Genomic DNA, 24,241 nt, shown 5'->3' with positions numbered 1-24,241 from the left:
CTTCGTACGGTGATCCGGTTGGCACTGCCGTCCGGAGATGATCGAAGAACCACGGAGGAGCCCGTGCCGCCGACCTCACGCCCCTTGCGCAAGCTGGGCTTCCTGACCATCGGCCTGTTCGACGAGGCCGATCCGCGCAAGGGCCACGAGTCCACGCTGGAGATCATCGAACTGGGCGAACGGCTCGGCTTCGACAGCGCGTGGCTGCGCCACCGTCATCTGCAGTACGGCATCTCCTCCCCTGTCGCGATCATGGCGGCCGCCTCGCAGCGCACCAGCCGGATCGAGCTGGGCACGGCGGTCACCCCGCTCGGCTGGGAGAACCCGCTGCGCCTCGCGGAGGATCTGGCGACGGTCGACATCCTGTCCGGCGGGCGCGTGAACCCCGGCGTCAGCGTCGGACCGCCCATGCACTTCGACCGGGTCAAGGAAGCGCTCTATCCGGACACGGCCGACGTCGAGGACTTCAGCTACGAGCGGGTGCGCAGGTTCGTGGACTTCGTCCGCGGGAAGCCGGCCACCGACTCCGGCGGTGTCGAGGGCTTCGAGGTGTTCTCGGACCGGGTCCAGCCGCACTCCCCCGGCCTCGGCCGGCGTCTCTGGTACGGCGGCGGCAGCCTGGGCTCGGCACGGTGGGCCGGCGAGAACGGGATGAACTTCCTGACGAGCAGCGTCGTCAAGGCAGAGGCACCGGAGGGGCCCTGGGACTTCGCCGAGATCCAGCTCTCCCTCATCCGCGCCTTCCGCGCCCACCACCCGGAGGGCGACGCGGCCCGCGTCTCGCACGGTCTCGTCGTCATCCCCACCGACTCCGCCTCGCCGGAACAGCGCGCGAAGTACGCGGAGTTCGTGGCCAAGCGCACTCCGCGGACCACGTCCCCGCAGGGCCCGGCGCGGCTGCTGTTCGCCCCGGACATCGTCGGCACCTCCGAGGAGATCGCCGAACAGCTCCACGCGCACGCCGCGTTCCGCGAGATCGACGAGGTCGCCTTCGCGCTGCCGTTCACCTTCGAGCACGAGGACTACGTGCAGATCCTGACCGACATGGCGACGAAGCTGGGCCCGGCGCTGGGCTGGCGGCCCGCCGCCTAGCCGATCGGCCGGCGACCCGTCCCGGCCGCCAGCGCCTCACCAGCGGCCGGGCTCGGTGCCCACCACCGGCTGGGACGGTCTGCCGTCCACGCCGACGGGCACGTCACCGGTGAGCATCACCCGGTGCATGATCCGCGGGTGGCCGAGGTGGGCGTTGTCGCCGGGGGCGAGGTGGATGGTGGCCCGGTTGTCCCAGAAGGCCACGCTGCCCGGCTCCCAGCGGAACCGGACCGTGTACTCCGGCCGGGTCGCCTGCTCCAGCAGCATGTCGAGGATCGCGGCGCTCTCCGGCCGGGAGACGTCCGCGATCTGCTCCAGGTAGTAGCCGTTGACGAAGAGCACCCGCTCCCCCGTCTCCGGGTGGACGCGCACCAGCGGGTGCACGGAGGCGACCTGGTGGTCCAGCAGATGACGCACGTACGAGTCGTCACCCGGCCTCGGCTGGTACCCGACGCCCAGCCGGTGGTCGGCCCGCAGTCCGGACACGAACTCCTGCACGGGGCCGGAGAGTCCGGCGTACGCGGCGGCCAGGTTCGACCAGGTCGTGTCGCCCCCGTAGGGCGGCACGGTCTCGGCGCGCAGGATCGTCGCCGCAGGCGGGTCGACGCGGGCGCCGTGGTCGCAGTGCCAGCCGCGCAGCAGGGTGTGCCGTCGGCGCTGGAGCCACTCGTCGTGCTCCATCCCGAACTTCCCGCCCAGCTCCAGCCGGTCGGCGGTGGTCTCCACCTCGGGAAAGTCCGGCGGCGAGGCGCTCCCGCGCCTGCCCAGCACCACGGGCTGTCCGAACCGCCGCGCGAAGGCGACATGCCCCGCATGGTCCAGCCGCTGCCCCCGGAAGAACACCACCTTCCAGCGCAGCACCGCCGCCCGGATCGCGGCGACCACCGCGTCGTCCAGATCGCCGGCCAGGTCGACGCCGCTGATCTCGGCACCGATGTGTCCGGCGACCGGTCGCACCTCGATCCCGGCAGCCTCGGCATCGGCGGCTCCGGCCCTTGAGGCCCTGCTCTGCGCGGCTCTGGCCTCGGCGGCTTCGATCCCCGGGGCCCCGGCCCGCGCGGCCCCTATCTTCGCGGCCTGTCCCGCCATGTCCCGCCCTGATGTCATACGTGCTCCGATGGTCGTCCGTCGGCTCCCGGGAGGAGCTTCAGGAAGATCGTGTCAGCCTTTGCCGTGTGTGGCGACGGTGCTGTCCGGTTGATGGCCGCTCGGGGCACCCGTAAGGCTGGAGGGACGACACAGTCGAGGAAAGGCCCCACGGTGATCAGCATCCCGACGCACACGCTCAACGACGGCACCACGCTCCCCGCCGTCGGCCTGGGTACCTGGCCGATGAGCGACGCCGAGGCGGAACGCGCCGTCTCCGAGGCCCTCGGCCTGGGCTACCGCCTGGTCGACACGGCCACCAACTACCGCAACGAGTCCGGAGTGGGCCTCGGTGTCTCCCGCAGCGGGGTCCCGCGCGAGGAGGTGGTGGTGACGACGAAGCTGCCTGGCCGCCATCACGGCTACGAGGAGACGCTCACGTCCTTCGAGGAGTCCCGGCGACGCCTCGGCCTGGAGTACGTCGACCTGTACCTGATCCACTGGCCGCTGCCCCGCGTCGACAAGTACGTCGACTCCTGGCGCGCCATGATCAAGCTCCGCGAGGACGGGCTGGTCCGCTCGATCGGCGTCTCCAACTTCACGGTGGAGCACATCGAGCGGCTGGAGAAGGAGACCGGGGTCCTGCCCTCCGTCAACCAGATCGAGCTGCACCCGTTCTTCCCGCAGGAGGAGCTGCGCGCCTTCGGCACCGCCAAGGGCATCGTCACCGAGAGCTGGAGCCCGCTCGGGCGCGGTTCGAGCCTGCTGGAGGACCCGGTGGTCGGCACGGTCGCCGAGGCCTTCGGGGTGACGCCCGGCCAGGTGGTCCTGCGCTGGCACACGCAGTTGGGCGCGGTCCCCATCCCGAAGTCGTCGAACCCCGAGCGGCAGCGCGAGAACCTCGACATCTTCGGGTTCACCCTGGGTGAGGAGCAGATGCGCGCCATCGCCGACCGCGCCCATCGGCGTATCGGCGGGGACCCCGAGGTGCACGAGGAGTTCTGAGCCGCGAGGGCGGTACCGCCGATTCCACGCCGACTTCGATCATTCGGGCCCCAACTCCCTTTCCGGGCCTCTATGTTCACGGCGGTACCCGATCTTCGTCCCTCGTCCTGGAAGGCCCTCGCATGCGCAACGCGCTCCGTACCGCCGTCGTCGGGGCAGTCGTCTCCGGCACTGTCCTGACCTGCGGCTCCGCCGGCGCCACCCCTCCGGGGCCGGGCGTGACCGCGCGGCTGATCAGCCAGACCACCATCGGGGACACCGACTACGTCCTGCGGGAGATCACCGTTCCGCCGGGCCAGGGCACCGGCTGGCACTACCACGACGGCCCGGTCTACGGCTTCGTACAGCAGGGCACGCTCACCCACTACCACTCGGACTGCGCCCAGGACGGCCTGTATCGGCGGGGCACCACCGTCCGTGAGGCCGGTGGCCCGAGCGATGTGCACATCGGCCGCAACGAGGGCTCCGTGCCGCTGGTTCTGGACGTGCTCTACGTACTGCCGCACGGCGCACCGTTCTCGGAGGACGTGCCGAACCCGGGCTGCTCGTTCGAATGATCAGGTCGGTCGATGACACCTGGCTGGCCGATGACCTGGTGGGCCAATGGCTCGGTGGGCCAATGGCCCGTCGGTCAATGATCAGTCGGGCAGCGGCTGTTCGGCCCAGATCGTCTTGCCGCTGCCGGTCTGCCGGCTGCCCCAGCGCTGGGTGAGCTGGGCGACCAGCAGCAGTCCGCGGCCGCCCTCGTCGAAGGCGTGGGCCCGGCGCAGGTGCGGTGAGGTGGAACTGGCGTCGGAGACCTCGCAGATGAGGGTGCGGTCGCGGATCAGGCGGAGTTGGACGGGCGGTGCGCCGTAGCGGATGGCGTTGGTGACCAGTTCGCTGACGACGAGTTCGGTGACGAAGGCCGCCTCGTCCAGGCCCCAGGCCGTCAGCTGTTCGGTGGCGGCCTGGCGCGCGGCGGCGACCTGGACGGGGTCCGGCTCGATGTCCCAGGTGGCGATCCGGTCCGCGCCCAGTGCGCGGGTGCGCGCGACGAGGAGGGCCACGTCGTCACCGGGCTCCTCCGGCAGGACGGCCTTCAGGACCGTGTCGCAGAGGGTGTCGAGGGTGTCGGTGCGGGCGCTGAGCGCGCGGCACAGTTCGTCGGTGGCGTGGTCGACGTCGCGGTCGCGGCCCTCGATCAGACCGTCCGTGTAGAGGGCGACGACGGAGCCCTCGGGCAGTTCCAGCTCGACCGCCTCGAAGGGCAGCCCGCCGACACCGAGCGGCGGTCCCGCGGTCATCTCCACGAGGTGCGCGGTGCCGTCGGGCAGCAGGACCGCGGGCGGCGGATGGCCGGCGGCGGCGAGGGTGAGGCAGCGCGACACGGGGTCGTAGACGGCGTAGAGACAGGTGGCGCCGAGCTCGGCGACCTCCTCGCCCGCGTCGTCCGAGCCGAGGTGGGTGACCAGGTCGTCGAGGTGGGTCAGCAGTTCGTCCGGCGGGAGGTCCACGTCGGCGAGCGTGCGCACGGCCGTACAGAGGCGGCCCATGGTGGCGGAGGAGGCGATGCCGTGGCCGACCACGTCACCGACGACCAGGGCGACCCGGCTGCCGGACAGCGGGATCACGTCGAACCAGTCGCCGCCGATGCCGGCCAGGGATCCGGAGGGCAGATAGCGGTGGGCCACCTCGACGGCCGCCTGTCCGGGCAGGCCGCGGGGCAGCAGGCTGTGCTGGAGGGCCAGTGCGATGGTGCGCTCGCGGGCGAAGCGGCGGGCGTTGTCGACGCAGACGGCGGCGCGGCTGGCGAGTTCCTCGGCCAGGACGCCGTCGTCGGCCACGTAGTCGTCGGGATGGCCGATGCGGACGCCGACGGCGACACCCAGCGTGGTGCCGCGGGCGCGCAGGGGCACCGCGAGCATGGAGTGGACGCCTTCGCGGTAGCGCCGTCCGGTGGGTTCCTGCGCGTTGCGCTGGGCGACCCAGCGCACGAACTCCGGCTCGCCCGCCTGGCTGATCACCGCCCGTCCCTCCCGCAGCGCCCGCACGGGTGGTGAGGCGGCGGGATGGACGTCCGCATCGCCCAGGTGCACGACGGCTTCGGGGGTGCCCTCGGTGACCGAGCCGTGGGCGACCCGCCGCAGTAGGACCTCGCCCTCGGGCACCTCGGGGGGTTCGTCCGCTCCGAGGACCCAGTCGAGCAGATCGACGCTGGCGAAGTCGGCGTACCGGGGCACGAGGAGTTCCACCAGTTCCTCTGCGGTGCGGACCACGTCCAGGGTGGTGCCGATGGAGGTCGCCGCCTCGTTCAGCAGGGCCAGCCGCTGCCGGGCCCGGTACTGCTCGCTGCTGTCGAAGGCCGCGAGGGCGACCGCCGTCAGCTCTCCCGACGCGTCGCGTACGGGCCACATCTCGATGTTCCAGGAGTGCTCGCGGTTGCCGGACGGCTCGCCGGTGTAGCTCTCGTAGCGGACCGGTCTGCCGGTCTCGGCCACCTCGCGCAGATGGCTCGCGAATCCCCGGCTGTGCCGGGCGTCCTCGACGGTCTCGGGGAAGGGCCGGCCGAGCAGGGCCTCCTCCGGTACGCCCATGGCCTGGCAGGCGATGCCGTTGAGCCGCAGATACCGCTGGCGGGTGTCGAAGACGGACATCGACATGGACGCCTGCTCGAAGGCCCGGTCGGCCAGTGTCGCGGGCGCCGGTGGCTCGGCCGTGATCACGTGACCGCCCGGTGCGCCGCCCTCGCCGATCACGGCACAGGCCCTGAGCGCGACCCGCACCGGCGAACCGTCGCGATGCCGCAGCACGACCGTCCCGTTCGACGCGGCCAGGGCCTCGGGCGGCGGTTCCTCGGCGAGCAGGTCGCGCGCCGGCCGTCCCACGGCTTCCTCGGCGGGGTATCCCGTCAGCAGCCGGGCACCCTCGCTCCACCCCGTGACGATGCCCCGGGCATCGACGATCGCCGCAGCCGCGGACGCGTGCTCCATATCCCTCAGGATGGTTGCTTTGTCCCACCGGTACAACCGAAACGGAGGACCGGCGAGGCCCTCCGTTTCGGCGCTGTCACGCCCGGTGCTCGCGCAGGGCGGCGAGGGCCCGGTCAGCGTGGGTGTTCATCCGCAGTTCGCTGCGCACGATCTCCAGGACGGTACGGTCCTGGGCGATGACGAAAGTGGCCCGCTTGGTCGGCGCCATGGTGAAGCCGCGCTTCACGCCGAACAGCTCCCGGATCGTGCCGTCCACGTCGGACAGCAACGGCATGCCGAGGGTGTGCTTGCCGGCGAACTCCTGCTGCCGTTCGACGGAGTCCCCGCTGATCCCCACGGGCCGGGCGCCGACGGCCGCGAACTCGGCTGCCAGATCGCGGAAGTGACAGGCTTCGGCGGTGCAGCCCGCGGACAGGGCGGCCGGGTAGAAGAAGAGCACGATCGGTCCGTCGGCGAGCAGGTCGGACAGGGTCCGTGGCGTGCCCGTCTCGTCCGGCAGTTCGAAGTCCTCGATCTTGTCACCGACGTTCAGACGGTCGCTCACGATTGTCCCTCCGCGTTCTTGGCCACACTGCGCGCCCATAGTACGAGAGGCACTTGGAGCGGCAGCCGGCCGATCGCCGCCGCCTTGAGCGGGGCGGGGCGGCGGCGCCAGTCCACGGCCATCTTCACGTTCGCGGGAAACACGCCGACGAAGAGCGCGGCGGTGGCGCGCGCCGCGGCCTTGCGGGTGCGTGGCGCCAACAGGCCTGCGGCGAGGGCGAGTTCGACCGCACCGCTGGCGTAGGTCCAGGTCCTGGGCGCACCCGGCAAGGACTTCGGGACGATCATGTCGTAGGGGCGTGGCGCGGCGAAGTGGGTGACGCCCGCGGCGGCCATGAGGCCGGCGAGCAGCAGGGGCGAGCGTGGGGACCGGGGCACGGTTCCTCCTCTGGAGTCCTGCCGCGCGATGTTACCGGAGGGTACGGCGAGGGGTGTCGGCGGTGCCTAGCTGCGGCGGTTGTGGGTGCCCGGGGTGTAGCCGAAGGAGCGGTGGAAGACGTCGATGAAGGCGCTCGTGGAGGACCAGCCGCAGCGGTGGGCGACGGTGGTGACGGGGGTGTCGTCGGCCAGCATGCGCAGGGCGTGGTAGAGCCGGGACTGGGTGCGCCACTGCGGAAAGGTCATGCCGAACTCACGGCGGAACAACCGACTGAGGGTGCGTTCGCCGGCCCCGGTGGCGGCGCCGAGCGCGGCGAGGGTGCGCGGGTCGGCCGGGTTCGCGTGGACGATCTCGCACACGACGGCCAGCCGCGGATCGCTCGGCGTGGGCAGGCGCATCGGCTGCTGCGGTGAGGCGCGGAGCTGGTCGCGCAGGACGGCGAGCAGACGACGACGTTCCGGGGTGTCGGCGTCGGGGTCGCCCGTGTAGGCGAGGATCAGCTCGCGCAGCAGCGGGTTGACGGCGAGCACGGTCGGGGCATCGAGACCGAGCGGGTTGTCGTCGGCGGGCAGGCCGACCAGGTGCAGGTCGAGGTGTCCGTGGGCGCGGTGCGCGTGCACGGTGCCGGCCGGGACCCACAGGGCGCGGGTACCCGGGGCGAACCAGGTTCCGGCGTCGGTGGTGACAGCCAGGACGCCCGAGCCGGCGTAGACGATCTGGTGCTCGTCGTGCCGATGCGCGTCGATGATCTCGCCGGCGGCCAGGCTGCGGGCGTCGGTGGGCGCCCTCGGCGTGTGTCGGACGGGGAGCGGCGGATCCTGACGGACGCCCCGATGCGGATCCTGGCGGGTCTTCGACACAATCAGGCAGTTTATCGGAAGCGGGCCACCCGCCGACGTCGAGACGATCGCAGGGTGTCCACGAATCGAAACCGCCCGCTCACCCTCCTGTCCCTCGGTCACGCCTGCGTCGACGTCTACCAGGGGGCCGTCGCCGCGCTCGTGCCGTTCTTCGTGTCGGAGCGCGCCTACACCTATGCCGCCGCCTCGGGGATCGTCCTGGCCGCGTCCCTCCTGTCGTCGGTGGTCCAGCCGCTGTTCGGCGCGCTCACCGACCGCTGGCCGATGCCGTGGCTGCTCCCGCTCAGTGCCCTGACCGGCGGCGCCGGAGTCGCCCTGTGCGGGGTCGGCGGCTCCTACGCCCTCACCCTGGCGGCGGTCGCGGTGTCCGGGATCGGTGTCGCCGCCTATCACCCGGAGGCGGCCCGGGCGGCCCGCGCGGCCTCCGGGAGCGGCAACACGGGGATGGGCTGGTTCTCGCTGGGCGGCAACGTCGGCTTCGCGGCGGCGCCGCTGCTCGTGGCGGCCGTCGTGGCCACCGGTGGCCTGCGCGCCTCTCCCCTGTTGGTCGTCCCGGCGCTCGTGGGCGCGGCCCTGTGCGCGGCGGCGGTGCGCTCGTCGCGCGACGGCGCCGGAACCGCCCGTAAGGCGAAGTCCTCCGGCACCGACGACTGGCCGTCGTTCCTGCGGCTGACGGGAGCGATCGTCTGCCGCTCGATCGTCTTCGTCGGACTGAGCGCGTTCATCTCGCTCTACGTGCGTCAGCGGACCGGCGGTGGCGAGGCGGCCGGCACGGCGGCGCTGTTCGTGCTGTACGGGGGCGGTGCGCTGGGAACCGTCGTCGGGGGCCGGCTCGCCGACCGGTACGGGCGGGTCGCGGTGGTGCGGCGGTCGTACGTGGTGACCGTCCTCGCCGTCGCCGGCGTGGTCCTGGTGCCGGGCCCGTCGGTCTTCCTGTTCGTCGCGCTCGCCTCGGCGGGCCTGTACGTCCCCTTCGCGCTCCACGTCACGCTCGGCCAGGACTATCTGCCCCGGCGCGTGGGCACCGCGAGCGGGGTGACGCTGGGTCTCACCGTGAGCGTCGGGGGCCTCGCCACGCCGGGCATCGGGGCGCTCGCCGACGCCACGTCGCTGCAGACAGCGCTGCTCCCCCTGATCGCGCTGCCGGCGCTGGGCCGGCTGCTGCTGTCCGGACTGCGCGAGCCGGCTGCGCCGACGCAGGCGCCGGTCGCTCCGCGCCGGCCCGCGACGCAGGTGTGAGGGTCAGGCCCGGGCGACGGCGGGCTGGGCCGTGTCCTCGTCGACCGCGTGGGCGAGGAAGTCGTCGACCATGCGGTGGAAGAGCGTGGCCAGCTGGCGCAACTCCTCGGGCGACCACTCGGCCAGGGCCAGTTGCATACCGCGCGAACCGGCGTCCCGGACGCGGTCTATGGCCTGCTGCCCCTTCTCGGTGAGCTCGATGCGCTGGGCGCGGCGATCCACCGGGTCGGGGACCCGGGTGACGTAGCCGGACTTCTGCAGCTGCTGCACGGTGCGGGTGACATGGGATGCCTCCACCCCCAGCCGGTTGGCCAGCTCCCCGGGCCGCAGCGGCTCCGAGTCGGCGATCTGCCGCAGGAGTGCCACGGCGGCACGGTCCAGCGGGACACCGGCCAGGGCCATCAGGCGCTCGTGCTGCCGGGACCGGGTGCTCAGGTACGTGATGCGGGTGAGCGCGCGCTCGATCTCGACCACTTCCTCCGACGCGGGCGTGTCGGGGACTTCGGGGAGCGGGGGTGTGGGCATGCGACCCACTTTACCATCTTGTTGCGTAACTCAAGTAATCTCCTGCGGGCGTTCAACCTGAGTACTGCCGCACGAGGACGACCGGCGGACGAGGCACCCGCGAACCAGGCACCCTCCGCTCCCCTTCGACTCAGCCCTCGCCCACGCCGCCGCCACCCGCACCGCCTCCTCCCAAGCCGTCCCCGCCGCGACCACCTCCCGCCACTGCCGGATCACCTTGGGCGGCATACCGACCGAGAGCGCGCCCGCCACCCGGTCGCCCGTGCGGTACGCGGCGACGAACCGGCGCTCGGCCAAGTCGCCCTCCACCACGGCGACTTCGTCGTGGCCGCGCGGATATCCGTAGGCCCGGATCTTCATGTCGTCCTGGTCGGACCAGAAGTACGGCACCGGGGCGAAGGCCTTGCGGGCGTCCCGGCGGAGCAGGTTGCGGGCAGCGGCCATGCCCTGTTCGGCGGCGTTGGTGCGGTCACCTCGGTCACGCTCACCCCGCACTGCAGGTCCACGCCCCGGCCGAGGTGGGCGCGGGCGAGCAGTTCACCGACCCGTGTGCCGACGGCGTGCGCCAGCGGCACCGCGGCCGGTTCGAGGAGGGTCACCTGGGCGCCGATCGGCCGGGCCCCGGCGGCGGCCTCCGCCCCGAGGAAGCCTGCGCCGACGATCACCAGCCGTACTCCGGGGCGGAGTTGGTCCCGCAGGGTCAGGGCGTCGTCCAGGGTGCGCAGCACGTGTGCGCCCTCGCCCGGCTATCCGGCGATCGTGCCGGCCAGGGCCTCCGGCTGCGCCCGCCAGATGGGCCTCGCGCCAGGGGATGTGACCTACCTGCACGAGAAGGAGCGGGAGCTCAACGCGATGCTCCGCGAGCGGGCCGAGGCGGCGGACGCGCACTACGTCGACACGTACACCGCGCCCGTGGGCCGCGACGCCTGCGCGGCGCGGGACGCCCGCCGGATCGAACCGCTGATGCCGCAGGCCTCCGCCGCGCCGGTGCGTCCCAACGAACGTGGCGAGCAGGGCATGGCGGAGGCGGTCCTGAAGGCGGTCGGGGCCGCGGACTGAGGCGTGCCGCACCAGGCCTCGGCCGCCAACCGCCCATCGTTGCCCGTCCGCCGACAGCCGTCCGCCATCAACGCGCCGGCCCCACCGGCGCCGTCCACATGCCGACGAGTGCGTCGACCAGGCCCGTGGCCGCGTCGTGCCAGTTGGCCCGGGGGGTGGGGGCGTGCTCCGCGACAGCTCGTTCGCGTTCGGCGGGGATGTGCATGATCAGGTGGCGGGCCATCTCGGCACGCTCGGCCCGCACTTCGGGGGGCAGCTCGGGCAGACAGGCGCTCAGGCCGTCGATGATCTGGCGCAGGGTCGGGGAGGAGAGGGACTCCTCCACCAGGATCTGATGGAGCGCCGGATCGGTCATGACCTGGGCGCAGAACCTCGCGTACCAGGTCGTGCCGCCGAGGTCGGCGAGGTGTTCGGGGATGGGGCGCACCAGGCAGTCCGCCCAGTCCCGCACACCCGGGTCGTCGCCGATCCCGGCCAGCAGGCGGGACCTGATCTCCTCGATCCGCGCCGCGTGCTTGCGGACGATGGCGCGGACCAGGTCCTCCTTGGTGCCGAAGTGGTAGCCGACGGCGGTGTTGTTGCCCTGTCCGGCGGCCTCGCTGACCTGGCGGTTGGACACCGCGTTCACGCCGCGCTCGGCGAACAGCCGCTCGGCGGCGGTGAGGATCAGCTCGCGGGTCGCGCTGACCTGCTCCGCCCGTACCGTCCTGCCGGCCATGCTCAGCTCACCACCGCACCGGGACTTCGCTCAGCCCGCCGACGGCCAGTCCCTCGAGCCGTCGCGGGTCCGCCGCCGGCGCGGCGAGTTCCAGCGACGGAAGCCTACGCAACAGCACGTCGACGGCGGTGCGCGGCTCCGTGCGGGCCAGCGACTGCCCGAGACCGGAGCGGGATCCGGCGCCGAAGGCCGACACCCCGTCCGTCTCGTCGTCGGCGACGCGGGCCGCGGCCGGCATGCTGCCGAAGCGGTCGTCGGAGAGCGTCCGGCGGACGCCCTCGGAGCGGGTCGGCAGGGCCGCGGGGTCCCCGCCCGGCAGGGTCACGCGGGCGACGGGGCAGCCCTCGTGCGGCGCGGCCCACTCGGCAAGCGGCTCCAGTGCCGCGCTGCCGCGCATCGGATACCGCAGGGCCTGCCGGTCCTCGGCTCGGTGCATGCGCTCTCCCTCGATCCGGCGGCCGCCGCACGATCAGGCAACCGGAGCCGTTAGGGTAAGTCAAGCACCTGACTTAAACTCTGGCTCCGCCCGGGCGCCACACGATCTCCCGCACTCCTCGCGCCCCCCGTCACCACCCCTTCGGAGGCACCCCCATGTCCGACGCCCTCGCCAGACCCGCGGTCCCGGAGGGTTCTGCCGCGCCCCGGCCGAACGCCGTGGTGGCGGTGCTGGCCTTCGCCGGGATCGTCGTCGCGCTGATGCAGACCCTGGTCATCCCGATCGTCCCGGAACTGCCCAAGCTGCTGGACGCGCCCGCCTCGGACACCGCCTGGGCCGTGACCGCCACGCTGCTGGCCGCCGCCGTGGCGACGCCGGTGGTGGGCCGGCTCGGCGACATGTTCGGCAAGCGCCGCATGCTGCTGGTCAGCGTCGTCGTACTGATCGTCGGCTCGCTCATCTGCGCGCTCAGCGAGTCGCTGGTGCCGATGATCATCGGACGCGCCGTCCAGGGTCTTTCGTCCGCCGTGATTCCGCTGGGCATCAGCATCATGCGGGACGAGCTGCCGACCGAGCGGCTGGCCGGGGCGACGGCGCTGATGAGCGCCTCGCTCGGGGTGGGCGGCGCGCTCGGGCTGCCGACGGCCGCGCTGATCGCGGACCACTTCGACTGGCACGTGCTCTTCTGGAGCTCGGCCGGCATGGGCGCGGTTGCCCTCGTCCTGGTCGTGCTGTTCGTGCCGGAGTCCGCGGTGCGCTCGGGCGGCCGCTTCGACGTGGTCGGCGGTATCGGCATGGCGGCCGGCCTGGTGTCCCTGCTGCTGGCGATCTCCAAGGGCGCCGACTGGGGCTGGACCAGCGGCACCACGCTCGGCCTCTTCGTCGGCTCCGTGGTCGTGCTGCTCGCGTGGGGCTTCTACGAACTGCGCACCACCGCGCCGCTGGTGGACCTGCGCACCACTGCCAAGCGTCAGGTGCTGGTGACCAACCTGGCCTCGATAGCCATCGGCTTCTCGATGTTCGCGATGTCCCTGGTGCTGCCGCAGCTCCTGCAGTTGCCTGAGCAGACCGGTTACGGCCTGGGCAGGTCGCTGCTGACCGCCGGTCTGGTGATGGCTCCGTCCGGCCTGGTCATGATGGCCTTCGCGCCGGTCTCCGCGGCCGTCTCCAAGGCCAAGGGCCCCAAGGTGACGCTGATGATCGGCGCGCTGATCGTGGCCGCCGGCTACGGCCTCAACATCGTGCTGATGTCCGAGGTCTGGCACCTGGTGCTGGTGTCCTGTGTCATCGGCGCGGGCATCGGCTTCACCTACGGCTCCATGCCCGCCCTGATCATGGGTGCCGTGGACCCGTCGGAGACCGCCGCCGCCAACAGTCTCAACACCCTGATGCGCTCGATCGGTACGTCGACCGCGAGCGCCATCGCCGGTGTCGTCCTGTCCCAGATGACGATCAGTCTGGGCGGCATCGCCGTACCGTCCGAGAAGGGCTTCAAGACGGTCATGGCCATCGGCGCGGGCGCGGCCCTGCTGGCCTTCGCCGTGGCCTCGTTCATCCCGCCCCGCCGCCCGGTCGCCCCGGCCCCGGCGAAGCCCGCGGCCCCCGAGCCGTCGGCCAGCACATCGTCGGTGAGCTGACCCATCCCTCCTGACGGCCGCGGACGGTGGCGGTCCGCGGCCGCCGGACCGCCTTCCACAGGCACGCGGAAGGCTCGCCTCCGCTCGCGGCGGCCCTGCGCCACCAGAGCGCCGTTCAGGGGAAACCCGCCCGCCGCGCGCGTGCCGACGCTCCCCCGCGTCGACAACTGAGCCGTGACCCTCCCCCTGATCCCGCCCATGCTCGCCACACCCGGCAGCCTCCCGCCGGCCTCGCAGGACGCCCGCTGGGCCTACGAGACCAAGCAGGACGGCCAGCGGGTGGTGGCCTACCTCGAAGGCGACGGCAGTGTGCTGCTGCGGGCCCGGTCCGGGGAGGACATCACCGCCGCCTATCCGGAACTCCGGCCGCTGGGCACGGTGCTGGGCGCGACGCCCGCCGTCCTGGACGGCGAGGTGCTGGCGCTGGACGAACAGGGGCGCGCCGACTTCCAGTTGCTGCAGCCCCGCATGGGGCTCGCGCACGCGCCGGGGCGGGCGGCGCGCCGGGCGGCCCAGGCGCCCGCGCATCTCGTGCTGTTCGACCTGATGCACCTCGCGGGCCGCTCCCTCCTCAGGGTCCCCTACGCGGAGCGCCGCGAGCGGCTGGCGGGCCTCGGCCTCGCCGGCCCGCACTGGTCCACCCCCGCGGCACTCGTCGGGCACGGCGAACAGGCCCTGCGCGCCACCCGCGAGCACGGTCTGGAGGGGCTCGTCCGCAAGCGGCTGGACTCGGTGTACGAGCCCGGTGTCCGCTCCCGGTCCTGGGTCAAGATCCGCAACATGCGCACCGAGGACGTCGTGGTGGGCGGCTGGCTGCCGGGCAAGGGACGGCTCACGGGACTGCCCGGTGCGGTCCTGGTCGGCCAGCGGGCGGCGGGGCGGCTGCGGTACGTCGGCGGTGTCGGCACCGGCTGGAACGAGGCCGAACGCGCGCAGCTCGCCGCGCTGTTGAGTGCCGCCGGGACCGACGTGTGCCCCTTCGACCCGGTGCCGCAGGTGCCGGGCGCGCGCTGGGTCGTGCCCCGGCTGGTCGGTGAGGTCCGCTACAGCACCCGTACCCGGGCCGGGCTGCTGCGTCAGCCGTCCTGGTTGCGGCTGCGGCCCGACCTGGCGCCCGAGGAGTCGGCTGCCGACCTTCCGGACGACCTCACCTGAGGTCGTGTCACCAATCGGTCATTCACCGTCACTCGCCAACTATTGGGCTGCGCTTCACCACTGGGACGCCTGCGACCTCTTGGCGCGGCAGGGAAAACCGGGGATCCTGAACTCCCTTTCCCCCCACAGCCGTTGGGCTGCGCCCGCACACTCCCAGGAGGACGCAGTGTCGTCATCGACCTTCAAGACGCACCGCAGGAGATGGCTCACCGGATTCGCCGGTGCCGCCGCGCTCGTGATCGCCTTCCCCGCCGTCGCCTTCGCCGCTCCCCCGCCGCCGCTGCCGGCGAACGCCGAGGCCGCCGAGTTCACGTACCAGCCGGCCTTCGACTACGACACCGACGGCTGCTACTCCACCGCCGCCATCGGCCCCGACGGCTCGATCAACGGGGGCCTCAACCCGACCGGTGCCCTCAACGGGAACTGCCGGGACGCCTCCGACCTCGACGACACCAACACCTACTCGCGCTACAAGTGCAACAACGGCTGGTGCGCGTACCTGTACGGCCTGTACTTCGAGAAGGACCAGGCCCTCGCGGGCACCAGCATCGGCGGGCACCGGCACGACTGGGAGCACGTCGTGGTCTGGGTGCAGAACGGCGCGATCCAGTACGTCTCGACGTCCAACCACGGCTCGTTCACCGTGCACGCCGCCTCCACGGTCCGCTTCGACGGCAGCCACGCGAAGATCGTCTACCACAAGGACGGCATCAGCACCCACTGCTTCCGGCTGGCCAACTCCAACGACGAGCCGCCGGAGAACCACAAGGGCACCTGGCAGTACCCGCCGCTCGTCGGCTGGAACGGCTACCCGGCAGGTCTGCGCGACAAGCTCACCTCGTACGACTTCGGGAGCGCCAACTTCGGCCTGAAGGACGCCAGTTTCGCCTCGCACCTCTCGTCCGCGAAGCCCTCCGGCATCGCGTTCGACCCCAACGCCTGACCCGCTCACCGCGACGGCCCGCCCGAGGCTTCTCGGGCGGGCCGTCGTGCGTCATCGAGGCGTCAGCCGGGACGCCCCGCCGGATCCGGGGCGACGGTGTCCCGGTCGGCGCCGGAGGCCGGCCCGCTGCCGGACGACCCGCCGCCCGAGCCGCCCGCCGTGTCCACCGGACGGTCCGCATGGCCGGGCCACCACGCCGCGTGGCCGATCAGCGCGGTGAGGCTCGGGGTGAAGAACATCGCCATCACGAAGGCGGCGACCGCGATGCCGAAGGACACCGCGAAACCCATCTCCGTGAGCAGCGCGTTGCCGGCCAGCATCATCGTGGCGAAGGTCGCCGCGAGGATGAAGCCCGCCGCGGCCACGGTCGGCCCGGCGTGCCGCAGCGCCATGCTGGCCGCCTCGCGCGGATCCCGGCCCTCCCGGGCCTCCTCCCGGAGCCGGGCGATCATCAGGATGTTGTAGTCGGTGCCGATGGCGACCACGAAGAGATACATGATCACCGGGAGCATGAACATCAGCCCCGAGTGTCCCTGGGCGTCCTGGAAGATCCAGACCGTGGCACCCAGCGTGGCGCCGAAGCCGAGGCCCACCGAAGCGATCAGGTAGAACGGCGCGACCACACTGCGCAGCAACAGCCCCAGGATCAGCATGATCAGGAGGGCGGCGACGGGGAAGACCGTCCGGTAGTCGTGATTGACCGCCGTGTCGATGTCCTTGTAGATCGAGGACATACCGCCGACCAGGGCTTTCGTACCGTCGGGGGCGTCGGCGTGCGCGACGTCCCGTACCCGGCCGACGGCGTCGATCGCCTTGTCCGTCGACGCCTCGTACTTGAGCGTGACGGTGAAGTCCGCCGTCGTGCCGCCCTTGTTGACCTGGCTCATCTTGGCGCTCGCCACCCCGTCGACGGCCCCGAGCTTCTGGGCGTACGCGTCGAACGTGCTCCGGTCTAGCGCCTTGCCGTCGATGCTGGACAGATACACGTCGGTCGGAGCGGCTGCGCCCGCCGAGTACGCCTTCTGCATCTCGTCCTGGACGACCATCGACTCCTTGGTCTTGGGCATGGAACCCGAGGCCAGGTCGAAGGTGGCCTTGTAGCCGAGCGTGCCGAGCGACAGCGCGAGGAGGATGAGTCCGGAGACCGCGGCGGTCAGGGCCGGGCGGCGCTGCACACCGCGCCCGAGCGCGGCGAACCGGGCGTTCTGCGGCTCCCGTTGCCAGGTCTTGGAGGGCCAGAAGATCTTCGGCCCGATCAGCGACACCACGGCCGGGATCAGGGTCAGGCCCGCGATCAGGGTGACGGTGACCGCGATGGCCAACGCCGGGCCCATCTGCTTGAGGAAGCCAAGCGTCGACAGGATCAGCGCGAGGAAGGCGATGATGACCGCGCCCGCGGCCGAGGCGATGGCCTCGCCGACCCGGGCGACCGCGTTGACCATGGCCTCCTTGGGCTGGTCACCTGCCCGCAGCCGTTCTCGGTAACGGAACATCAGGAACAGGAAGTAGTCCGTGCCCACGCCGAACAGCACGACGATCAGGATCGACGAGATCGAACTGTTGGCCTGAAGGTCGAAGAGCTTGGTGGCGTAGGCGATCAGCCCGTTGGCGATCGCGGCCACCAACCCGATGGTGATCAGGGGCAGGAAGGCGAGGATCGGCGCACGGAAGATGATCAGCAGGGTCACCAGGATGATGACGAACGTGCCGATGCCGATCAGCGCTTCACCGCGCTTGGACGAGTCCTGCTGGTCCAGGGCCTGCGCCGCGGAACCGCCGAGCTTGACGTCGAGGTCCGTGCCCTTGGTCAGCTGCTTGACGTCGTCGCGCAACACCTTGGCCGCGTCGGCCTGTTTGGGCTGGCCGGCGTTCCTGCTGTCCATCTGGACCAGGGTCATGGTGTACCTGCCGTCATCGGACGGCTGGCCGGGGACCACCTTCTGCACCTGGTCGATCTTCTTCTCGCCCAACTCCGTGGTGATGCGGGCGACATCCTTCTTGTCGTCGGCGGTCAGCTCGGCGCCGTCGGTGCGCTGGAACAGCGCGATCGCGGACGGGGTGAAGGCGCTGGGGAACGCCTTCTCCTGGAGATCCGCCGCTTTGATGGACTCGTAACTCTTGGGCAGGAAACTGCTCTCGTCGCTGTTCGAGGGCAGGCTGGGGGCGGTGGCGACAATGGCCACCGCCGCTATCAGCCACGCCACGATCGTCCAGACGGGATGACGCACGACAGCGGTGCCAATACTTCGGAACATGCGGGGGGTCCTCCGGGGAAGGAAGATCACCGCAGCCCGGGGAGCGGTCCCTGGCATCGGCGACCCCGACCGGCCCTCAGGGCACTCCTCCCGTCGGCCGGTCGACTGGTTTGTCTTGGTCCCACATCGTAGTGACCATGACCCACGGGGCGCGCGTCGGTTTTTCTGCGCGTGGGGGACACGCCTGTGTCACAGAACATCGACAGCGCCAACCGGACGACCGGATCCCCCTCTCTGGCAGGTCGAACCAGCAGGGCGAACCGACAGCCCGCACCGACCGAGGAGACACCCGCCATGTCCGAGCCCTCCCCTTCCGTCGTCCGGCGTCTTCGTGGCCGCGCCACGGGACTCGCAGTGGCCGGTACGGCCCTCGCCCTCGCCGCACCGATGCCGGCGACGGCCGTGCCGGTCCAGGCCGCTGCCGACCCCGTCTCCGTCCTGAAGTTCACCGTCAAGGAACGCAAGGACGCCCTCGCCTACTGGACGCCCGCCCGGATGAAGGCGGTCGGGAAGTCCGTGGACCTCGGACCAACCGGGCCGAAGGCCAAGCCGTGGACGGGCACCGCGCTCAAGACCGTGGGGCGGCTCTTCTTCGTCAACGCGCGGGGCTACGACACCTGGTGCACGGCCACGGCGGTGAAGAGCGCCAACCGCTCCACCGTCATGACCGCGGCCCACTGCGTGCGCCTGGGCTCCTCCCCGATGAACACCAACACCGCCATGGTGTTCGTCCCGGGCTACAGCAAGGGCAAGAAGCCGTACGGCACGTTCGCGGTCCGCAGCGCCGCGACCCCGCGCACCTGGGAGAAGGACTCCACCGACGATCTGGCCACGCTGGTCGTCGACACCGACAAGAGCGGACGCAAGCTGACCGACGTCGTGGGCAGCCAGGCCATCGCCTTCAACCGGCCCGTCGGCGCCCCGATCTCCGCTTTCGGCTACTCCGCCACCCACCCGCAGCTCGGCGAGGAACTCCTGCACTGCGTCGGCAAGCCGAAGAAGAAGCTCGGCATCCAGGCCATCCCCTGCGACCTGACCGGCGGTTCCAGCGGCGGCCCGTGGCTGGCCGGCTTCGACGCCACCACCGGCAAGGGCATCCTCGTCTCGGTCAACAGCGGCCTGGACTCGCTTACTCCGACCGAGATGCAGGGTGAGGTCTTCGGGTCTCTCGCCAAGAAGGTGTACGACCGGGCCCAGAACAGCTGACGCGGGGACCCCCTCGGCTCTGCCGGGGTTACTTCCCCTCGACCAGAGCGTCTCCGAGGGCGGTTCGGGCGTACAGGACGTAGTAGCCCTGGCGGCGGGAGTCGAGCAGGCCCGCCTCGCGCAGGGTCGTGAGGTGGGCCGAGACCGTGGAGGGTGCCAGGCCGTGCCGGTCGGCGAGTTCGGTGGTCGAGGCGGGCGTGGTGAGGCCGGTGAGGACGGCGGCGCGCTGGTGGCCCAGGAGGCGGGCGAGTGCCTCGGGCGGGCGGGACGGCGGGAGTTGGTGGAGGCGGCCCATGCCGAGGGCTGGGTAGAGGACCGTCGGCTGCCACGGGCGGGCGAACCCGCTGACCACGTCCGGCCAGACGAACACGCTCGGCATGAGCAACACGCCCCGTCCGTCGGCCCGTTGGGCTTCGTCGTGGTCGCCGGTCATGCGCAGGGTGAGGGTGTGGTCGGCCCACTCGATGCCCGAGTGCAGTCCGGCCAGCACCGCGTCGAGGCCGCCGTCGGCGGCCTGGCGTGAGCGGTGGGCGATGTCGGCCTCCAGGACGGCGCGGTGGCGCGGCCAGTCGGGGGCGAGCAGGACGTGCCAGGCCAGTTCGGTGAGGTCGGCGAGGCGGCGCAGGGTGCCGGCCGGATCGTCGAGTGCGGCGCGGCCACGGGGTGACTCGGCGAGACCCGGCGTGCAGGCGAGGGAGCGGGCCATCTCGGAGCGGGCCAGGTCGGGATCGTTGGCCCGCATCCGGGCCAACTCGTCCTCGACGGAGGGATACGGCTCCTCCGGAGGCGGCCCCAGACAGTCCGGGGTGTAGCCGCCGGCGGGCGGCATGAACAGCCACAGCGGCGTCAGGTCCAGGCCGGCCAGTGTCCGGCGTACCCGGCGCAGCCAGGCGTGGTGGTAGCCGTGCCGGGCCGGGCGACGCAGCAGGCGCAGCGCCTCGTGCGTCTGGCACAGCGGCGAGATCGCGAACCGGCACCGCGTCAGGTCCTCGGTACCCAGGTGCAGGGTCAGCGGCAAGGCGGCCTCCGTGAGCGATTCGGCCCGGATCGAAACAGTAGAAGCCCGTCGCGGGTCCCAGCACGCTGGCCCCCTGGTTACGGCACCGTGCCGATCCATGGATACTCCGGAGGACACCTGGATGGGCAGCGTAGGTCCGGCCGCGTGGCGCAGGGGCGCCCTCGTCGCGGCCCTGATGCTGGCGGCGTTCACCTTCAACACCACCGAGAACATTCCCGTCGGCCTGCTCTCGCTCATGGCCGACGACCTCAAGGTGTCGCTCACGGCCGTGGGCACGCTGGTCACCGGGTACGGGCTGACCGTGGCCGTGATGTCGCTGCCGATCGCCCACGCCACCCGGTCCGTGCCGCGCCGGTACCTCCTGACCGCACTGCTGGGGCTGCTGGCGGTGGCCAGTTGGGGCACGGCGCTGGGCTCGGTCCCGTACGGGGTGCTGCTGGCGGCGCGGGTGGCGACGGCGCTGGCCCAGGCCGCGTTCTGGGCGATCATGGGCCCGGTCGCGGTGGGGCTGTTCCCGCCCGAACGGCGCGGCCGTGTCATCGGGTTGCTGTCGGTCGGCGGGTCGCTGGCCACGGTGCTGGGCGTGCCGGCCGGGACCTGGCTGGGCGGACGGACCGGCTGGCAGACGCCGTTCGCGGTGCTCGGCGCGCTCGCTCTCGTCTCGCTGATCGCCGTCGCCGTCCTGCTGCCGACCTCCCGTCCGCAGGAGAGCCACGCGGCGTACGGCGCCGCTCCGGACCGGCGCCGGTTCCTCGGCGTCCTCGCCACCACCGCCCTGTCGGTCACCGGAGTCTTCGCCGGGTTCACGTACATCGCCGCCTTCCTGGACGACGTCAGCGGGTTCGGCGAGAACGCGGTGAGCGCCGTGCTGTTCGCGTTCGGCGCGGCGGGGCTGGCCGGGGTCGCCGTGACCGGGCCGCTGCTCGACCGCTATCCGCGGGCCACGCTCACCGTCCCGGTGACGACGCAGGCGGTCGCGCTGCTCGGCCTGTACGCGGGCGGGAGCAGCCAGGTGGCGACCGTGATGCTGCTGATGCTGCTCGGCGCCTCGGTCGGGCCGGTGTTCATGGCGACGCAGAGTCAGGTGCTCCACACCGCGCCGGGCCGCACGGAGACCGCGCTGGCGGCCAACTCGGCCGCTTTCAACGTGGGTGTGGCCGCGGGCGCCCTCCTCGGCGGCGCCTTGCTCCCGCTGGTCGAGGTGCGCGGAACCGTCCTGGTCGGAGGGCTGCTCACGGTGGGCGCGCTCGCGATCCTGACCTGGCCGCGGTCCGAGGCGGCGTCCACGGCCGCGGAACCTCAGCCACAGTAGACGGCCTTCGCCGCCTCGGTGGCAGGAGAGTGAGAATCGTCCCGTCCCGTGCGGACGCCCCTGCGCGAAGGTCTATCGTGGCCGCATGTCCGTGCCCGAACTGATCCGTATCGTCTCCCGCGACTCGCCCATGGCGCTCGCCCAAGTGGAGCGTGTCCGCGCCGAGTTGACGGCTCTGCACCCCGGTGTGCGCACCGAGGTCGTGCCGGTGAAGACGACCGGTGACAAGTGGATGGGCGATCTCTCCCAGGTGGAGGGCAAGGGGGCGTTCACCAAGGAGGTCGACGCAGCGCTGCTGGCCGGCGAGGCCGATCTCGCGGTGCACTGCGTCAAGGACGTGCCCGCGGACCGACCGTTGCCCGCGGGGACGACGTTCGCGGCGTTCCTGAAGCGCGACGACATCCGCGACGCCTTGATCCACCCGGGCGGACTCACCCTCGACGAGCTTCCGGAGGGGACGCGGATCGGCACCTCCTCGGTGCGCCGGGTCGCCCAACTCCTGGCCACCCACCCGCATCTGGAGTGCGTGCCCTTCCGCGGCAACGCCAACCGACGCCTGACGAAGCTGGCGGACGGCGAGGCGGACGCGGCGATCCTCGCGATGGCCGGCCTGGAACGCATCGGCCGCGAGGACGTGATCACCGAGGTGCTCTCGACCGAGACGATGATGCCTCCGATCGGCGCCGGCATCCTGGCGCTGCAGTGCCGCGAGGGCGACAGCGAACTCATCGACGCCGTCAGCGGACTGGGCGACCCGGACACGCACCGGGAGGCCACGGCGGAGCGGATGTTCCTGCACGTCCTCCAGGGACACTGCAACAGCCCCATCGCCGGCTACGCGCGCGTGGACCACGGCGGCGAACTGTCCCTGCGGGCCTGCGTGTTCACCCCGGACGGCAAGACCCGCCTCAACGCCCACGAGTGGGCGGGCCGCCTCGACCCGGCGACCCTGGGCACGTCGGTGGCCGTGGCCCTGCTGCGTCAGGGCGCCCGCGAGATCATCGACGGCATCCCGCACTAGCCCCGGGGGCCGGCGCCGGATCGGCGCGACCCCGGGGGGGGTCCCGTGGGAAGCCTTTCGACTGTCGCCGGCGAAGGTGTCGTGGAATTCTCGTCCTCGGAGCGGAGCCCCCGCCCCGCGTGCCACTTCACCCTCCCCGGACGAAGGCGATCACGATGTCCGATCCCACCGTGCCCTCCGAAGCCAAGGCCGTCTCCTTCGCCGCGTACGGCGATCCCGAGGAACTGCGGTTCACCGACCTGGCCGTCCCGCGGCCCGGCCCCGGGCAGGTCCTGCTGCGGGTCGCCGGCGCGGGCGTCAACGCCCTCGACTGGAAGCTGCGGAGCGGCATGCTCCAGGGTGTGTTCCCGGTGACCTTCCCGTACGTTCCGGGCTTCGAGGCGGCCGGAACGGTCGTCGCCAAGGGCCCCGACGTCGAGTCCTGGCAGCTCGGCGACGAAGTCGTCGGGCTGACGTCCGCGGCCTACGCCGAGTACGCCGTCGCGGAGGCCGCCACACTGGCCGCCCGGCCCGCCGACCTCCCGGTGGAGACGGCGGCGGGACTGCCGGTCGCCGCCGAGACCGCGGTGCGGGGACTGGGGCTGTTGGACCTGAAGCCGGGCGAGACCCTGCTGATCCACGGCGCCGCCGGTGCGGTCGGCACGCTGGCCGTCCAGTTCGCGGTCGAGGACGGCGTCCGGGTGATCGGCACGGCGGGGGAACGGGACCAGGAGGCGCTACGGGAGCTGGGCGCGATCCCGGTGCGTTACGGGGACGGCGTCTTCGACCGGGCCCGCGAGGCCGCGGCCGGCGAGCCGGTGGCCGCGGTGCTGCACACCAGCGGCGACGGCCTCCTGGCGGACTCGGTCGCGCTGGTGGGCGGCCCGGAACGCGTGGTCACCATCGCCGCCGCCCAGGAGTCGGGCCCGCTCGGAGTCACCTTCACCAGCGGCGGCAGCACCGACACCGCCGTGGCGGGTCTGGCCCGGGCACTCGCGCTGCACGCGGCGGGCACCCTGTCGGCCCCGGTCCGCACCACACTCCCGCTGGCGGAGGCCCCCACCGCGCACCGGCTCAGCGAGCAGGGCGGCGGTCGCGGCAAGATCGTGCTGCTGCCCTGACCCGGCCTCCGGCCGTCGCGTCAGGCGGTGCCCTCCTCGGCCTGCCCGCGCAGGAAGTTGCTCACCTGGTGTGCCAGGCCCTCGCGTCCGGCGCCCGCGTGCGCGCATGCGGAGCCTTCGGTCAGGCCGATGGCGCCCGCCCACAGCCGCCGGTCGGCCCACTCCTCGTCGACCCGCAGCTGGATCTGCACGTCCACCTGGCTGAGGGAGGCCTCGGGGCCGGCCGCGTAGAGCACGGCGGTGGCCCGGCGCAGCGGGTAGACGTCGAAGCCCTCGATGAACTGCGAGTTGCGCCAGTCGATGAACGCGGCCTCGCCGTCGGGCCCGATGCGCACGTCGATCTGGCCGTCCTCCAGGTGGATGCCGAAGTGCCGGTCGCCGCGGTTCTCGACGGTCACGCGGACGCTGAAGTACGTCAGCCCGGCGGCGGCGTCGTCCCGGCCGCGCGGCGGTTCGGCCGCTTCCAGACGGTGGACGCGGACACGCAGACCGGCGTGCTCGTCGTACTCCTGCCAGTCACCGACCACGTTCGGCTCGTGCACGGTCCACCTCTCCACTTCAGAGAGCTGCTTCCTATCTGTGTGCTCAGCGCACTGTCAAATGAGCGGAATGCGCTGTGGCCAGCCCATTCACCCCCTTTGATCGGCGATCAAGCCGTGCGCAGCAGGAATCGGCACACA

23 protein-coding genes and 1 pseudogene are annotated in these 24,241 nt (G+C 72.1%); 12 read left to right on the top strand and 12 right to left on the bottom strand.

Annotation, left to right across the window (positions count from 1 at the left end):
- The first annotated feature begins 63 nt into the window (after positions 1-63).
- Complete coding sequence (locus ACIQI8_RS26050; protein ID WP_402355043.1) at positions 64-1,092, top strand: LLM class flavin-dependent oxidoreductase; 1,029 nt, start codon at positions 64-66, stop codon at positions 1,090-1,092.
- A 36-nt stretch (positions 1,093-1,128) separates the two neighbouring features.
- Here ACIQI8_RS26050 and ACIQI8_RS26045 read toward each other — a convergent pair whose 3' ends face one another.
- Positions 1,129-2,199 carry a TauD/TfdA dioxygenase family protein gene (locus ACIQI8_RS26045; RefSeq protein WP_402355041.1) on the bottom strand — a complete coding sequence of 357 codons (1,071 nt, stop codon included), beginning with the start codon at positions 2,197-2,199 and terminating at the stop codon, positions 1,129-1,131.
- 153 nt (positions 2,200-2,352) lie between these two features.
- Here ACIQI8_RS26045 and ACIQI8_RS26040 point away from each other — a divergent pair, with 153 nt between their 5' ends.
- Positions 2,353-3,183, top strand: coding sequence for an aldo/keto reductase (locus ACIQI8_RS26040; protein WP_402355039.1), 831 nt, complete (start codon positions 2,353-2,355; stop codon positions 3,181-3,183).
- A gap of 122 nt (positions 3,184-3,305) precedes the next feature.
- A complete protein-coding gene (locus ACIQI8_RS26035) occupies positions 3,306-3,740 on the top strand; it encodes a cupin domain-containing protein (RefSeq protein ID WP_402355037.1) in 435 nt (144 codons plus the stop codon).
- A gap of 81 nt (positions 3,741-3,821) precedes the next feature.
- On the opposite strand, the gene ACIQI8_RS26030 is transcribed toward ACIQI8_RS26035, so the two are convergent.
- From ACIQI8_RS26030 to ACIQI8_RS26015, 4 genes are all read right to left on the bottom strand, one after another.
- The gene (locus ACIQI8_RS26030) at positions 3,822-6,155 is read right to left on the bottom strand and encodes a SpoIIE family protein phosphatase (protein WP_402355035.1); all 2,334 of its coding nucleotides are present in this window, start codon (positions 6,153-6,155) and stop codon (positions 3,822-3,824) included.
- Positions 6,156-6,231: 76 nt separating this feature from the next.
- Positions 6,232-6,699, bottom strand: coding sequence for a peroxiredoxin (locus ACIQI8_RS26025; RefSeq protein WP_402355033.1), 468 nt, complete (start codon positions 6,697-6,699; stop codon positions 6,232-6,234).
- Complete coding sequence (locus ACIQI8_RS26020; RefSeq protein ID WP_402355031.1) at positions 6,696-7,076, bottom strand: DoxX family protein; 381 nt, start codon at positions 7,074-7,076, stop codon at positions 6,696-6,698. The genes ACIQI8_RS26025 and ACIQI8_RS26020 overlap by 4 nt, the downstream gene beginning before the upstream one ends.
- A 66-nt stretch (positions 7,077-7,142) precedes the next feature.
- Positions 7,143-7,937 (bottom strand): AraC family transcriptional regulator, encoded by a 795-nt coding sequence (locus ACIQI8_RS26015; protein ID WP_402355029.1) that lies wholly within the window; start codon positions 7,935-7,937, stop codon positions 7,143-7,145.
- Between the two features lie 54 nt (positions 7,938-7,991).
- On the opposite strand from ACIQI8_RS26015, the gene ACIQI8_RS26010 reads away from it, so the two are divergent.
- Positions 7,992-9,176, top strand: coding sequence for an MFS transporter (locus ACIQI8_RS26010; RefSeq protein ID WP_402355027.1), 1,185 nt, complete (start codon positions 7,992-7,994; stop codon positions 9,174-9,176).
- 3 nt (positions 9,177-9,179) lie between these two features.
- Here ACIQI8_RS26010 and ACIQI8_RS26005 read toward each other — a convergent pair whose 3' ends face one another.
- Positions 9,180-9,701 carry a MarR family winged helix-turn-helix transcriptional regulator gene (locus ACIQI8_RS26005; RefSeq protein ID WP_402355026.1) on the bottom strand — a complete coding sequence of 174 codons (522 nt, stop codon included), beginning with the start codon at positions 9,699-9,701 and terminating at the stop codon, positions 9,180-9,182.
- Positions 9,702-9,860: 159 nt separating this feature from the next.
- Positions 9,861-10,447, bottom strand: a pseudogene (locus ACIQI8_RS26000) (FAD-dependent oxidoreductase); the annotation flags it as partial.
- Between ACIQI8_RS26000 and ACIQI8_RS25995 the strand changes: the two are divergent.
- Positions 10,419-10,760 carry a hypothetical protein gene (locus tag ACIQI8_RS25995; RefSeq protein WP_402355024.1) on the top strand — a complete coding sequence of 114 codons (342 nt, stop codon included), beginning with the start codon at positions 10,419-10,421 and terminating at the stop codon, positions 10,758-10,760. The pseudogene ACIQI8_RS26000 and the gene ACIQI8_RS25995 sit on opposite strands and share 29 nt — an antisense overlap.
- Before the next feature lie 67 nt (positions 10,761-10,827).
- Here the strand turns inward: ACIQI8_RS25995 and ACIQI8_RS25990 are convergent, their stop codons facing one another.
- Both ACIQI8_RS25990 and ACIQI8_RS25985 read right to left on the bottom strand, forming a co-directional pair.
- On the bottom strand, positions 10,828-11,478 hold the full coding sequence (locus tag ACIQI8_RS25990) for a TetR/AcrR family transcriptional regulator (protein ID WP_402355022.1): 651 nt from the start codon (positions 11,476-11,478) through the stop codon (positions 10,828-10,830).
- Between the two features lie 7 nt (positions 11,479-11,485).
- Positions 11,486-11,914: a hypothetical protein gene (locus ACIQI8_RS25985; RefSeq protein WP_402355020.1), complete on the bottom strand. Its 429-nt coding sequence runs from the start codon at positions 11,912-11,914 to the stop codon at positions 11,486-11,488.
- Positions 11,915-12,069: 155 nt separating this feature from the next.
- On the opposite strand from ACIQI8_RS25985, the gene ACIQI8_RS25980 reads away from it, so the two are divergent.
- From ACIQI8_RS25980 to ACIQI8_RS25970, 3 genes are all read left to right on the top strand, one after another.
- Positions 12,070-13,551, top strand: coding sequence for an MFS transporter (locus ACIQI8_RS25980; protein ID WP_402355018.1), 1,482 nt, complete (start codon positions 12,070-12,072; stop codon positions 13,549-13,551).
- Positions 13,552-13,725: 174 nt separating this feature from the next.
- The gene (gene ligD, locus ACIQI8_RS25975) at positions 13,726-14,706 is read left to right on the top strand and encodes a non-homologous end-joining DNA ligase (protein ID WP_402355016.1); all 981 of its coding nucleotides are present in this window, start codon (positions 13,726-13,728) and stop codon (positions 14,704-14,706) included.
- Between the two features lie 166 nt (positions 14,707-14,872).
- Positions 14,873-15,649 (top strand): NPP1 family protein, encoded by a 777-nt coding sequence (locus tag ACIQI8_RS25970; protein ID WP_402355014.1) that lies wholly within the window; start codon positions 14,873-14,875, stop codon positions 15,647-15,649.
- Between the two features lie 62 nt (positions 15,650-15,711).
- Here the strand turns inward: ACIQI8_RS25970 and ACIQI8_RS25965 are convergent, their stop codons facing one another.
- On the bottom strand, positions 15,712-17,904 hold the full coding sequence (locus ACIQI8_RS25965; protein WP_402355012.1) for an MMPL family transporter: 2,193 nt from the start codon (positions 17,902-17,904) through the stop codon (positions 15,712-15,714).
- 294 nt (positions 17,905-18,198) lie between these two features.
- Between ACIQI8_RS25965 and ACIQI8_RS25960 the strand changes: the two genes are divergently transcribed.
- On the top strand, positions 18,199-19,110 hold the full coding sequence (locus ACIQI8_RS25960) for a trypsin-like serine peptidase (RefSeq protein ID WP_402355010.1): 912 nt from the start codon (positions 18,199-18,201) through the stop codon (positions 19,108-19,110).
- Between the two features lie 28 nt (positions 19,111-19,138).
- Here ACIQI8_RS25960 and ACIQI8_RS25955 read toward each other — a convergent pair whose 3' ends face one another.
- Positions 19,139-20,128 carry a DUF5937 family protein gene (locus tag ACIQI8_RS25955; protein WP_402355008.1) on the bottom strand — a complete coding sequence of 330 codons (990 nt, stop codon included), beginning with the start codon at positions 20,126-20,128 and terminating at the stop codon, positions 19,139-19,141.
- Between the two features lie 121 nt (positions 20,129-20,249).
- Between ACIQI8_RS25955 and ACIQI8_RS25950 the strand changes: the two genes are divergently transcribed.
- The 3 genes from ACIQI8_RS25950 (at position 20,250) to ACIQI8_RS25940 (ending at position 23,561) form a co-directional block, all read left to right on the top strand.
- Positions 20,250-21,440, top strand: coding sequence for an MFS transporter (locus tag ACIQI8_RS25950; protein WP_402356015.1), 1,191 nt, complete (start codon positions 20,250-20,252; stop codon positions 21,438-21,440).
- Between the two features lie 85 nt (positions 21,441-21,525).
- A complete protein-coding gene (gene hemC, locus ACIQI8_RS25945) occupies positions 21,526-22,461 on the top strand; it encodes a hydroxymethylbilane synthase (RefSeq protein ID WP_402355006.1) in 936 nt (311 codons plus the stop codon).
- Positions 22,462-22,616: 155 nt separating this feature from the next.
- A complete protein-coding gene (locus tag ACIQI8_RS25940) occupies positions 22,617-23,561 on the top strand; it encodes an NADP-dependent oxidoreductase (protein ID WP_402355004.1) in 945 nt (314 codons plus the stop codon).
- 20 nt (positions 23,562-23,581) lie between these two features.
- Here ACIQI8_RS25940 and ACIQI8_RS25935 read toward each other — a convergent pair whose 3' ends face one another.
- A complete protein-coding gene (locus tag ACIQI8_RS25935) occupies positions 23,582-24,103 on the bottom strand; it encodes a hypothetical protein (protein WP_402355002.1) in 522 nt (173 codons plus the stop codon).
- Positions 24,104-24,241: the final 138 nt, after the last annotated feature.

The sequence above is a fragment of the Streptomyces sp. NPDC092369 genome (genome assembly GCF_044755245.1).
GTDB lineage: Bacteria > Actinomycetota > Actinomycetes > Streptomycetales > Streptomycetaceae > Streptomyces.
This window is presented reverse-complemented; position numbering and strand designations above follow the sequence as displayed.